General features: G+C 58.1%; 8 protein-coding genes. 1 reads left to right on the top strand and 7 read right to left on the bottom strand.

The features are described 5' to 3' along the window. The first annotated feature begins 66 nt into the window (after positions 1-66). The gene (gene radA / locus J3362_RS18970) at positions 67-1443 is read left to right on the top strand and encodes a DNA repair protein RadA (protein ID WP_349521781.1); all 1377 of its coding nucleotides are present in this window, start codon (positions 67-69) and stop codon (positions 1441-1443) included. Between the two features lie 46 nt (positions 1444-1489). Here radA and J3362_RS18975 read toward each other — a convergent pair whose 3' ends face one another. From J3362_RS18975 to aroK, 7 genes are all read right to left on the bottom strand, one after another. Beyond that, positions 1490-1858: a PilZ domain-containing protein gene (locus tag J3362_RS18975; RefSeq protein WP_349521782.1), complete on the bottom strand. Its 369-nt coding sequence runs from the start codon at positions 1856-1858 to the stop codon at positions 1490-1492. A gap of 415 nt (positions 1859-2273) precedes the next feature. Beyond that, positions 2274-3338: a uroporphyrinogen decarboxylase gene (hemE, locus tag J3362_RS18980; protein WP_349521783.1), complete on the bottom strand. Its 1065-nt coding sequence runs from the start codon at positions 3336-3338 to the stop codon at positions 2274-2276. Positions 3339-3464: 126 nt separating this feature from the next. After that, on the bottom strand, positions 3465-4883 hold the full coding sequence (locus J3362_RS18985) for a glutamate synthase small subunit GltD family protein (RefSeq protein ID WP_008170781.1): 1419 nt from the start codon (positions 4881-4883) through the stop codon (positions 3465-3467). 72 nt (positions 4884-4955) lie between these two features. Beyond that, complete coding sequence (gltB, locus tag J3362_RS18990) at positions 4956-9404, bottom strand: glutamate synthase large subunit (protein ID WP_349521784.1); 4449 nt, start codon at positions 9402-9404, stop codon at positions 4956-4958. 212 nt (positions 9405-9616) lie between these two features. Then, positions 9617-11098: an SPOR domain-containing protein gene (locus J3362_RS18995; RefSeq protein WP_349521785.1), complete on the bottom strand. Its 1482-nt coding sequence runs from the start codon at positions 11096-11098 to the stop codon at positions 9617-9619. A 55-nt stretch (positions 11099-11153) separates the two neighbouring features. After that, complete coding sequence (gene aroB, locus J3362_RS19000; RefSeq protein WP_349521786.1) at positions 11154-12248, bottom strand: 3-dehydroquinate synthase; 1095 nt, start codon at positions 12246-12248, stop codon at positions 11154-11156. Further along, on the bottom strand, positions 12241-12807 hold the full coding sequence (gene aroK / locus J3362_RS19005; protein WP_349521787.1) for a shikimate kinase AroK: 567 nt from the start codon (positions 12805-12807) through the stop codon (positions 12241-12243). Before aroK ends, aroB begins: the two co-directional genes overlap by 8 nt. Positions 12808-12860 lie beyond the last annotated feature (53 nt).

Genomic DNA, 12860 nt, shown 5'->3' on the forward strand with positions numbered 1-12860 from the left:
AGAACCACACCGTAGGTCGGATTAGGCGCAGCCGTAATCCGACAACTAATCAGGCAAGTACCCTTCATGGCCAAATCCAAAACCGCCTACGTCTGCACCGAATGCGGTGCAGACTATTCCAAGTGGCAGGGCCAGTGCACGGCCTGCCAGGCCTGGAACACCATCAGCGAAGTCCGCGGCGTCAGCAGCAACAGCAAAGGCGCCCGCGGAGGCCGCTTTGAGGGATTTGCCGGCAGCTTGTCCGAGGTCCAGAGCCTGGATGATGTCAGCCTGGCAGAGCAGCCCCGTATCAGCTCCGGCATGCAGGAGTTTGATCGGGTTCTGGGCGGAGGTCTCGTCGAGGGCTCGGCTGTTCTGATGGGCGGCCACCCGGGCGCGGGCAAGAGTACCCTTCTACTCCAGGCCGTCTGCCACCTGGCGGCAAGCGTCCCCGCTTTGTACGTCACCGGTGAGGAATCCCTGCAGCAGGTGGCCATGCGTGCCAAACGGTTGGGCCTTCCGACCAAAGACCTGAAGATGCTGTCCGAAACCAGTGTCGAACGAGTCATGCAGGTGGCCGAGGCCGAAAAGCCCCGAATTCTGGTGGTAGACAGTATTCAGGTGATGCACATGGCGGACATCGAGTCCGCCCCTGGCAGTGTCTCCCAGGTACGCGAAAGCGCCGCCTACCTGACACGTTTCGCCAAGCAGACCGGCACCATCCTGTTCCTGGTCGGCCACGTCACCAAAGACGGTAGTCTGGCCGGCCCGAAGGTCCTGGAACACATGATTGACTGCTCGATCCTGCTGGAAGGCTCCAGCGACAGCCGTTATCGAACCCTTCGGGGGATCAAGAACCGGTTTGGTGCTGTGAACGAGCTGGGCGTATTTGCCATGCTGGAACAGGGGCTGAAGGAAGTGAAGAACCCCAGCGCGATCTTCCTGAACCGCGGCGAAGATGCGGCCCCGGGAAGCGTGGTGATGGTGGTCTGGGAAGGCACCCGCCCGATGCTCGTGGAGATCCAGGCCCTTGTGGATATGGCTCAGGGCGGCTACCCCAGACGAGTCGCGGTTGGCCTGGATCAGAACCGGCTGGCCATGCTCCTTGCCGTATTGCACCGCCATGGCGGCATGCACGTCTCCGATCAGGATGTGTTCGTGAACGTGGTCGGTGGTGTAAAGGTCAACGAAACCAGCGCCGACCTGGCACTGCTGGCCGCTATCGTCTCCTCCTTCCGCGACCGCGCCCTGCCCCAGGATCTGGTGATCTTCGGCGAAGTCGGCCTCTCCGGGGAAATCCGCCCGGTTCCCAGCGGCCAGGAACGCATCTACGAAGCCGCCAAACACGGCTTCACCCGGGCCCTGGTGCCTAAATCCAATGCCCCGCGCAAGGCCATCGACGGCATGAAGGTGATTCCGGTGACCAAACTGAGTGATGCGCTTACTGCCCTCGAAGAGCTCTAGGCCCTCGTGGTTTTGAGCTCACGGAGTGGTTGGCAGGAGGGGCCGACTAATCAATCAGGTGGGCAAATTCTCTTTCCAACAGTGCCTGGTCACCCAGATTCAGTTCAACAAGTCGTTTCAGATGCGTAGCGCTATCAAGGTCAATGTACTGGCATTTAAAACCCAACCTTTGGGGCTCCACGTGTCGAAGCTCGACGGCCATAACGATTCCCGCCTCATGGTCGTTCAGGTGGATAATCACCTCACAGGGCTGCTTTAACGGCACCTGCCACCCCTCCGGCCGCCTGACCAGAACACCTTTCAGCGAAATATCCAGCACCTCCGTCGTCCAGACGGACTCCTGACAGTGGAGTTCGCAAGGCGCATCGAATTCGATCCGATGGAACCGGCGCTTTTCTGGGGTCTTTGTGGGCAAGTGGTTACTCCTGTTTACCGGTCTTGTTTTACCTGACTATAGACCGGACAGGAGATTGCATCCAGAGTAGATTTTGAGTGGGACTAAGGTTGTCGGATTACGGCACGCGCTGCGCACCTAATCCGACCTACGGGACTGACTGAGGTCCGGACAGTTTGATGCATCCCGGGAATCTTGAGCTCAGCAAGGGCCGTAGAATAGGCAGACATATCTACGATGTAAGAGCGAGGCTGTTGTGGGGCCCTTTCCAAAAATGTCGGAGGCCATGGACGGCCGGAGACAAGCCACAGGGACGTGCTCATAGCGGTTTTTGGAAAGGACCCCACAACAGACTCAGACTCCAGGCTCGAAGGCTAGGAACGACGCCCCAGCCTCAGCCTCAGCCTCAGCCTCAGCCTCAGCCTCAGCCTCAGCCTCAGCGATGATACTCTGGGCTCAGTTCAACCACAGCCTCAATGAACGCCTTGGCATGCTCCGGATCCACATCCGGTGTAATACCGTGGCCAAGGTTGAAAATATGCCCCGGGCCAGAACCGAAGCGCCTCAGGATATCGGCCACTTCCTGGCGAATCCGCTCAGGCGGCGCATACAGCATGGCCGGATCCATGTTGCCCTGGAGGGCAACCCGGCCACCAATGCGGGCACGGGCATTGCCGATATCGGTGGTCCAGTCCAGGCCAACGGCATCCGCACCGGAATCGGCAATGGATTCCAGCCACTGACCGCCGTTCTTCGTGAACAGAATAACCGGCACCCGGCGACCATCGCTCTCGCGAATCAGGCCGTCGACGATTTTCTTCATGTAGCGCAGCGAGAACTCCTCATAGGCCCAGCTGCTCAACACTCCGCCCCAGGTATCGAAAATCTGAATGGCCTGGGCACCGGCCTTGATCTGGCCGTTGAGGTAATCAATGACCGCATCCGCCAGATGGTCCAGCAAGCGGTGCATAACTTCAGGCTGCCCATACATGAGCTTCTTGGCCTCCCGGAAATCCTTGGAAGAGCCACCCTCAATCATGTAAGTCGCCAGGGTCCAGGGGCTGCCGGAGAAACCGATCAGGGGAACGCTGCCGTTCAGGGCTCCGCGGATGGTCGAAACCGCGTTCATAACGTAGTCCAGATCCACCTCGGCGTTGATCTTTGGCAGAGCCGCAACGTCAGCTTCGGAGCGGATCGTATTCCGGAATTTCGGGCCTTCGCCGGTTTCGAAGTACAGGCCCAGACCCAATGCATCCGGAATCGTCAGGATGTCTGAAAACAGGATCGCCGCGTCCAGTGGGAAACGTTCCAGAGGCTGCAGAGTTACCTCGCAGGCCAACGGCGTGTTCTTGCACAGGCTGAGAAAGTCACCGGCTTTTGCCCTGGTGGCTCGGTACTCCGGCAGGTATCGCCCTGCCTGTCGCATCATCCAAACCGGTGTGCGGTCCACGGGCTGGCGCATCAGGGCGCGCAGGAAACGATCATTCTTCAGCTCGGTCATAGGAAATCCAGCGTGTTCTGTACAAAGGGGAAAATTGGATGGACGCCATAATACCCGGTTTGCGGGAATAAAAAAGGGCGGCTTTCCCTTAGGAAACCGCCCTTCTGATCAGGATCAACCGTGCAATCAGATATCCAGGTAATCCATGATGCCTTCGGCAGCCTGACGGCCTTCCCAGATAGCGGTTACGACAAGATCGGAACCACGGACCATGTCCCCGCCCGCAAAGATTTTCTCGTTGCTGGTCTGGAACATGAACTCGGCGCCTTCCGGAGCAGTTACCCGGCCCGAATCGTCGGTATTCACCTTCAGCTCATCGAACCAGTCGGCCGGACTCGGACGGAAACCGAAGGCGACCAGAACCGCGTCCGCAGGAATAACCTCCTCGCTACCCGGAACTACTTCCGGACGGCGACGACCATTTTCGTCGGGATCGCCCAGACGGGTCTGAACCACCTTCACACCCTCAACCCGGTCTTCACCAATAATGGCGATGGGCTGACGATTGAAGAGGAACTTAACGCCCTCTTCCTTGGCGTTGGCCACTTCCCGGCGAGAACCCGGCATGTTGGCTTCATCCCGGCGGTAGGCACAGGTGACGCTCTCGGCCTGCTGACGGATCGAGGTGCGGTTGCAGTCCATGGCCGTATCGCCGCCACCCAGGACAACAACCCGCTTGCCTTTCATGTCGATGAAGTCTGCTTCGTCTTTCTCGAAGCCGAGACGACGGTTGACGTTCGAAACTAGGAACGGCAGTGCATCGTACACGCCCGGCAGGTTCTCACCCGGGAAACCACCCTTCATGTAGGTGTAGGTGCCCATGCCCATGAAAACGGCATCGTACTCGTCAATGATCTCCTGCAGCTGAACGTCCTTGCCCACCTCGGTAGACAGACGGAATTCCACGCCCATCTCCTCGAACACCTTGCGGCGACGGGTCATAACGGATTTTTCCAGCTTGAACTCGGGAATGCCGAAGGTCAGCAGGCCACCTATTTCCGGATAGATATCGAATACAACCGGCTTGACGCCATTGCGAACCAGAACGTCCGCGCAGCCCAGACCCGCAGGCCCCGCGCCGATGACGGCAACTTTCTTGTCTGTCCACTTCACCGCTGACATATCCGGTTTCCAGCCCAGGGCAAAGGCGGTGTCGGTAATGTACTTCTCGACAGACCCGATGGTTACCGCACCGTATCCGTCGTTCAGGGTGCAGGCACCCTCACAAAGGCGATCCTGCGGACAAACGCGGCCACAAACTTCAGGCAGGGAGTTGGTCTGATGACACAACTCGACGGCCCGCATGATATTGCCTTCGGAAACCAGCTTGAGCCAGTTCGGGATATAGTTGTGAACCGGGCACTTCCACTCGCAATAAGGGTTACCACATTCGAGACAGCGATGGGACTGGGACGCCGCGTTATCTGCTGTGAAGGGGTGGTAAATTTCACCAAACTCTTTCTTCCGCTTCTTGGCCGGGACCTTTTTCGGGTCGACACGTCCAACCTCGACAAACTGGAAGTCATTACTCAGTCGTTCTTTCATCTGGATGCTCTCATCAACTCGATTTCGACAAGGGCGGCAGCCAGGCTGCTCGCCCCAAACCCTTTCAGCCTCTTACTCCGGACGCGCCCGGGTGCTGGCCAGCAGACTGCGCAGATTCGCAGCCTTGGGTTTCACCAGCCAGAAGCGGCCGATGTAATCGTCGAAATTCTCAAGAATGTGCTCTGCCCACTCACTGCCGGTTTCCGAGATGTGCTCCCGGATAACACCACGCAGGTGATTGCGGTAGGACTCCATGTCCTCGCTGGAAATCCGCTGAATTTCCACCAGCTCGTGGTTGTATTTGTCCACGAACGTGTTGTTGATATCCATGACGTAAGCAAAGCCACCGGTCATACCAGCACCGAAGTTGTGGCCAGTAGAGCCCAGCACCGTCACCAGACCACCGGTCATGTATTCACAGCAATGGTCTCCGGCGCCTTCCACAACGGCATGGGCACCGGAATTACGAACTGCAAATCGCTCACCCGCGGTTCCGGCAGCAAAGAGTTTGCCGCCAGTTGCGCCGTAGAGACAGGTATTGCCGACGATAGAGGTTTCCTGGGTCTTGAACGCGCTGCCGCGGGGCGGCTTCACAACCAGCTTGCCACCGGTCATGCCCTTACCGACGTAGTCGTTGGCATCCCCTTCAAGGATCAGGTTGAGACCACCCACGTTCCAGACACCAAAACTCTGGCCAGCGGTACCGGTCAGGTCCAGGGTGATCGGTGCATCCACCATACCCTGGTTACCATGGATCTGGGCGATTTCGCCAGAGAGGCGGGCGCCAATAGAGCGATCACAGTTGGTGACCCGATAGGACCAGGCGCCTCCACTCTTCTCTTTGATCGCCGCAGCGGTATCCTGAACCATCTGTTCCGCGAGCCTGCCCTCATCAAACGGGTGATTCCGTTCGACCTGACAGGTCTGCGGCTTGTCCGCAGGAATATGGTCGTTAGACAGCAGGCGACTCAGATCCAGCTTCTTCTGACGTTCGGTATCACCGGGCAGGCGCTCCAGCAGGTCAACGCGACCCACAAGCTCTTCCAGGGTACGCACGCCCAGTTTGGCCATCCACTCACGGGTCTCTTCGGCCACGAAGCGGAAGAAATTCATCGCCATTTCCACCGTGCCCTTGAAGTGCTCTTCACGGAGGTGGTCGTTCTGGGTAGCCACACCGGTCGCGCAGTTGTTCAGGTGACAGATGCGCAGGTATTTGCAGCCCAGCGCCACCATCGGGGTGGTACCGAAACCGAAGCTCTCGGCACCAAGGATCGCGCCTTTTACCACGTCCAGACCTGTTTTCAGGCCACCATCAGTCTGCAGGCGAATCTTGCCACGCAGGTCATTGGCTCGAAGCGCTTGCTGGGTTTCGGTCAGCCCGAGCTCCCAGGGAGAACCGGCGTAGCGGATCGACGTCAGCGGGCTCGCAGCTGTACCTCCATCGTAACCGGACACCGTGATCAGGTCGGCGTACGCCTTGGCCACACCTGCAGCAATCGTACCGACGCCAGGCTCAGAGACGAGCTTCACAGACACCAGAGCCTGCGGATTGACCTGTTTGAGGTCGAAAATCAGCTGGGCCAGATCCTCGATGGAATAGATATCGTGATGCGGCGGCGGTGAAATCAGCGTGACGCCCGGGACCGAATAACGCAGGCGGGCGATCAGTTCATTGACCTTGCCACCGGGCAACTGGCCGCCTTCGCCCGGCTTGGCACCCTGGGCCACCTTGATCTGCATGACATCCGCACTACGCAGATATTCGGCTGTAACGCCAAAACGTCCGGATGCGATCTGTTTGATTTTCGAGCGTTTTTCAGTGCCGTAGCGAGCGGGATCTTCACCGCCCTCGCCCGAATTGGACCGGCTGCCCAGGGTATTCATGGCCACCGCCAACGCCTCATGGGCTTCGGGTGACAGGGCACCAAGTGACATACCGGCCGAATCAAAGCGCGGGAAGATGTTTTCAACCGGCTCTACTTCCGATATATCAATCGGCTTGATGTCTTTCCGGAAGACAAGCAGGTCACGGAGCGTGGCAACCGGACGCTCGTTAACAAGACCGGCGTATTCCTTGTAGTGGCCATAATCGCCACTGGTTACCGCCTCCTGGAGCTTGCCGACCACATCCGGGTTGAAGGCATGGTACTCCTGGCCATGGACATACTTCAGAAGACCGCCCTGAATGATGGGCTTGCGCGGTTTCCAGGCCACGGACGCGAGTTGCTCCTGGTCCTGCTGGAAGTCGTAGAACCCGGCGCCCTGGATTCGGCTGGGCACACCCTTAAAGCACAGGTCAACGACATCATCGGCCAGACCGACCGCCTCAAACAGCTGGGCGCCACGATAGGAAGTGATAGTAGAAATTCCCATCTTCGACAGTATTTTCAGCAACCCTTTGTTGATGCCCTTCCGGTAGTTGTTCTTGGCATCGATCGGATCCATCAGCAGTTCGCCGGTACGGATCAGGTCGTTCAGAACCTGGTAAGCAAGGTACGGGTAGACCGCCGTTGCTCCAAACCCGAAGAGCACGGCGAAATGATGGGGATCGCGAGCCCAACCGGTCTCAACAACGATGTTGGAATCGCAGCGCAATCCTTTCTTGACCAGGTGATGGTGAACCGCCCCGGTTGCCATCAGGGCATTGACCGGCAGTTCACCCTCCTTCAGATCTTTATCGGTGAGGATCAGCAGCACCTTACCGTCCCGGACGGCCTGTTCCGCTTCCTCACAAACCTGGCGAATCGCCTGCTCCAATCCCTGTTCTGGACGGTAGCTCATGGAAATACGCGCGACCTCGAAACCCGGGCGCTCGTTGTTGGCGATCTTGAGGAACTTGGCAGGCGACAGAACCGGAGTCGTCAGAATAATGCGGTCTGCGTGATCGGCAGTTTCCTCGAATACGTTACGCTCGGCACCCAGACAGGTCTCCAGGGACATGACAATCGACTCACGCAGCGGGTCAATTGCCGGGTTGGTCACCTGGGCGAACTTCTGCCGGAAATAGTCCGCCACATGGCGCACCTTGCTCGAGAGCACGGCCATCGGGGTATCGTCGCCCATGGATCCAACCGCTTCCTGGCCGTTCTCCGCCAGCGGACGCAGGACCTGGTCACGCTCCTCGAAGGAGACCATAAACATCTTCTGGTGCACCAGAAGCTCGTCGGAATCCATCAGTCTGAAGTCCGGAGTATCCTGGTTCAGGGTGGTCTCGACGCGGAGAGCGTTTTCCCGAAGCCAACGCTTGTAGGGCTGAGCGGTCTTCAAACGCTGATCAATGTCCTTGGTGTGCAGGACTTCACCGGATTCTGTGTCGATCGCCAGCATCTGACCGGGCCCGACACGGCCTTTGGCCACCACATCGTCGGGCTGATAACCGTAGGTTCCGATCTCCGACGCCAGCGTGATGAAATCATCCTTGGTGATGACCCACCGGGCCGGGCGCAGACCATTCCGGTCGAGCATACAGACGGCATAGCGGCCGTCCGACATGACCAGACCGGCAGGACCATCCCAGGGCTCCATGTGCATGGAGTTGTACTCGTAAAACGCACGCAGCTCTGAATCCATGCTGTCGACATTCTGCCAGGCTGGCGGAATCATCATGCGGACCGCGCGGAACAGGTCAACACCGCCGGCAAGCAGCACTTCCAGCATGTTGTCCATGCTTGAGGAGTCAGAACCGGTGAGGTTCACCAGAGGCTGCAGGGTCTGCAGATCTGGCAATTCCGGAGAGCTGAACTTGGCGGCCCGGGCGATGGCCCAGTTACGGTTGCCGTCAATGGTGTTGATCTCACCGTTGTGAGCCAGATACCGGAACGGCTGGGCCAGCGGCCAGCGTGGCATGGTGTTGGTGGAGAACCGCTGATGGAAAACACAGATGGCGGTCTCGAGATCAGGGTCACCCAGATCCTTGTAGAAGTTGGCCAGATCTGCCGGCATCATCAGGCCCTTATAGGCCAGGGTGCGGTGTGACAGGCTGCAGATGTAGAACTCGGGATCGTCGGCCATATCGCTTTCTGCGTGGCGACGGCCCACGAACAGACTGATCGCAAAATCACGCTCTGCCTTGCCGCCAGGCACCACGAAGACCTGCTCAATTCGGGGCAGGCAATCAAGCGCCATGGGGCCGAGACAGCTGTCATCAACCGGCACTTCACGCCAGCCCAGAATCCCCAGCCCTTGCTCGGTCAACCGTTTCTCGATGGCCGCACGGCCAGCCGAGGCCTTGGCTTCGTCGGGGTTCAGGAAGACCTGGCCGACAGCAAAAAGATCACCCGGCTCCTTGCCAAACGCTGCCTGGGCGGCTTTTTTCAGAAAGCCATCCGGGCTCTGGATCAGAAGGCCACAACCATCGCCGGTCTTTCCGTCTGCAGCGATACCACCTCGGTGGGTCATGCAGGTCAGAGACTCGATGGCAGTTTGCAACAACTTGTGGCTGGCCTCGCCCTTCATGTGGGCAATCAGACCGAATCCGCAGTTGTCCCTGAATTCATCGGGATGATACAAACCTGTCATCATAAGCGTTCTCTCGCGTAGAAATGCTTTTCAATCAAAGAGTTAATTGGCACACAGCCAAACAACCACCCTTCGACACTGAAAATGGGGGCTGGCTATTTTACACACGTAGAAATACGTACTCAAATCGGCGTGACGTTATTGTGGGAAGCCGAAACCGGGATTACCAGTCGACAAGGTTATGGAACAACGAGTTAGCGCCGAAAACGGCGGCGCTATAAATTGTCGACCGGGCGCACCCAGGGTGACCTGGAAGCCAGTTCTTCTGGCAAACCAGATGCCGCGGCATTTGCCGCCGCCCGGGTCTGGAACTCCCCAAAGAATACCATAAACCAGGGCTGGCCTTGCCTTTCCCCGCGGGTATAGACCAGATCACCAAGCTGTGAATAGCGGGAGATAACGTTCAGAGCAGTCTGTTCGAGATTGCCGGCCACCAGTTGAATGGTCCAGCCTCCACGCGCCCGAACCTGATCAATCGCCAAAAAATACGCCGGGTTTGCCGGAGTAAAGCCCGGCTCTGGCTCTGGCTCTGGCTCTGGCTCTGGCTCTGGCTCTGGCTCTGGCTCTGGCTCTGGCTCTGGCTCTGGCTCTGGCTCTGGCTCTGGCTCTGGCTCTGGCTCTGGCTCTGGCTCTGGCTCTGGCTGGTCAGCTTCCGGCTCGCTTACGGGCTCTGTCAATACCGTTTCAGGCTCCACGGCAGGCTGGTCCTGCGGCGGCTCTTCGGGGGATGGCACTGAATGCTCAGTATCAGGCCCAATGGTTATGCTCTTTCTCACCGGCTCCGGTGCTTTTACAGTATCGCCGGCAACGGATTCATCATATTGGCGCGACACGAACCACCAAGAGCTCGCGAGAAGAACAAGCGCCAGTCCCGGCAAAAGGAACCGCTTCCACGGAACCTGCCTCGGGCGATCAACACTCGACGAGGCCACCATGTCCAGCCAAACGCCCGGAGTCACACGCTTGAGTCGTGCAAAACTACCCTGGCTCAGAGCGTGAATTTTGGAGACCCGAGCCGAGCTCAGAAGCTCCCCTGCCTTGCCGCCGGCAGCGTGAACCCGTGGTGTCAGATAGGCAACGATTTCATCCCTGGTGAGAGGCCGCAGATGTATCTGGTGGACACTCGTGCTCGCATCATCCAGGCCCATCGACTGGACCAGGCTATCCGTACCGGCAAACACCGGAACTGCAGAAGAGCCGCGCTCTGAAGCCAGATAGGCGGACAGGATCAGCCTTAGCAACTCCGTCGGCGCCCGGTCGGCATCGTCAATCAAAAGGACCATACGCTGGCCCTTTCGGACCCGCGATTCAGACCACTTGAAAAAGCCATACACCAGGTCTCGAGGGCTATCTTCCGGGCCGAGATTTGAACGGGAAACCGCTTTCAGGTCCCGGGCAAGGGCCTGGCCACTGGTCAGCGCTGCCGCCGGTATACGGTGAAAGTCGAGCCTGGATGATTCGCTGCGGACCAGCTCCGCCAGTATCCGGGTTTTGCCCGAGCCAGCAGCACCGGTCAATAGCAGAGCCATGTCACCGAAGCCGCATAGATGGCGCAATGCTTCCAGAGCATGATGGCGCATGGCGTCCGGAAAAAACGGCGTCTCCATTTCCAGCGGGTTGGCACGGAGGCTGTAGCGCTGCTGCAACCTGGGGAACAGGCCGCCGCCATCAAGACTGTTCAAGCTTTCTTCAGTCACGGGTCTTCCTTGTCTTCTGATCCGCTACCAAACTATTGATACCTTCGGGCCGTCATCATGCCGAAATGCAAAAACGTGCAAAGGTGAGAGCAAGGTTTTCAGGACTCACTTCGGATGTGACCACGGCGTCTCCAACCGAACGAAGCAGGACCAGCCTCAAAAGGCCATCCACGTTTTTCTTGTCGACAGCCATCAGGCCCATAAAGTCATCGGCCGTCATTGCAACCGGGGGCTTATCCGGTAAACCGGCCCGGAGGATCAGTCGGTTTATACGATCACAATCGTCACGACTGATCATTCCTTCAAGCGCGGACAATTCGGCGGCCATCAGCATACCGGTGCCTACTGCTTCCCCGTGCAGCCAGTTGCCATAACCGGCATAGGTTTCGATCGCGTGGCCGAAGGTGTGACCAAGATTCAGGATCGCCCTGAGGCCACCTTCGCGCTCGTCAAGTGCAACAATTTCGGCCTTGCAAGCGCAGGACCTGAAGATGGCTTCTGCCAGCGCCCCAGGATCAAGGCTGACCAATGCATCCATGTGCTCTTCAAGCCAGCCAAGAAAGCCCTGATCCCGGATCAGCCCATATTTGATAACTTCCGCCAGCCCCGCTGACACCTCTCTGGCGGGCAAAGTCTGTAGACTTGCCGTGTCTATCAACACCGCTTGCGGCTGATGGAAAGCCCCAATCATGTTCTTGCCAAGCGGGTGATTGATGCCGGTTTTGCCGCCAACAGAGGAGTCGACCTGGGAAAGCAGCGTCGTTGGAATCTGGATGAACGGTACACCACGTTGATAACAGGCTGCTGCAAAACCAGCCATATCCCCGACCACACCTCCACCGAGGGCAACCAGAGTGGTTTTCCGCGTGTGGCGCTGTTCAAGGAGACCGTCAAAGATGCTGTTAAGAGTCTGCCAATCCTTGAACTTCTCGCCATCCGGAAGTACGACGGTATCAACCCGCTTCCCCGGAAAGCAGGCTTTCGCCCGTTCAAGATAGAGTGGTGCCACAGTCTCATTGGTGACGATCATGACCTGCGTCCCAGAAACGTAAGCTGACAGATCCTGAGTACCTAGAAGGTCCTCACCGATAAATATGGGATAGCTGCGCTCACCGAGCTCTACCGAGAGCTCGCGATACCGATTAGACATGATTGCGACCCTCCTTACGTACCTGCCTTTTGTGACGCGGCGTTTTCGGATTCAGCCGATTCACCAGCTGACGCACCACCAGCCGGGGACTCTTTTTGTCCGTGTACATGATGATGTCCGCCAGATCTGAATACAGCGGATCGCGGATTGAGAACAGCTTCCGTAACACCGCCTCGGGGTCGTCGTTCTGTAGCAAAGGCCGATTCCGGTCCTTGCGTGTTCGCTCCACCTGCTGGTCTATGGATGTTTTCAGATAGATGACCGTTGCACCCCTCTTGAGAATCGGGCGGTTTTCCTGGCGCATGACGGCTCCACCACCAGTAGCAAGTACAGTCCGATCCTCATGAGACAACTCGTCCAGCATGGCTGTTTCCCGCAAACGGAACCCGTCCTCACCCTCAACATCAAAAATCCACGGAATGTTGGCCCCGCAGCGCTCTTCAATGATGCGATCAGAATCAAGAAAACGATAGCCGAGCTCTTTGGCGAGCATCCGGCCAATCGTGCTTTTCCCTGCTCCCATGGGGCCAACCAGGACAACGCGTTTCGGCAAAGACATAACTTCCGCTCAGTTTTGTTCAGGCGGGTGAGAATATCACAGGGCCCGTGATT

Origin of the sequence: Marinobacter sp. NFXS11, from assembly GCF_040148675.1 — a bacterium.
In the GTDB taxonomy this organism is placed as follows: Bacteria; Pseudomonadota; Gammaproteobacteria; order Pseudomonadales; family Oleiphilaceae; genus Marinobacter.

What these genes read in the sequence shown, in the direction of transcription:
- J3362_RS18985 (WP_008170781.1), bottom strand. Translation starts at nt 4,883, where the DNA reads ATGAAAGAACGACTGAGTAATGACTTCCAGTTTGTCGAGGTTGGACGT.
- gltB (WP_349521784.1), bottom strand. Translation starts at nt 9,404, where the DNA reads ATGATGACAGGTTTGTATCATCCCGATGAATTCAGGGACAACTGCGGA.
- aroB (WP_349521786.1), bottom strand. Translation starts at nt 12,248, where the DNA reads ATGTCTAATCGGTATCGCGAGCTCTCGGTAGAGCTCGGTGAGCGCAGC.
- aroK (WP_349521787.1), bottom strand. Translation starts at nt 12,807, where the DNA reads ATGTCTTTGCCGAAACGCGTTGTCCTGGTTGGCCCCATGGGAGCAGGG.
- hemE (WP_349521783.1), bottom strand. Translation starts at nt 3,338, where the DNA reads ATGACCGAGCTGAAGAATGATCGTTTCCTGCGCGCCCTGATGCGCCAG.
- radA (WP_349521781.1), top strand. Translation starts at nt 67, where the DNA reads ATGGCCAAATCCAAAACCGCCTACGTCTGCACCGAATGCGGTGCAGAC.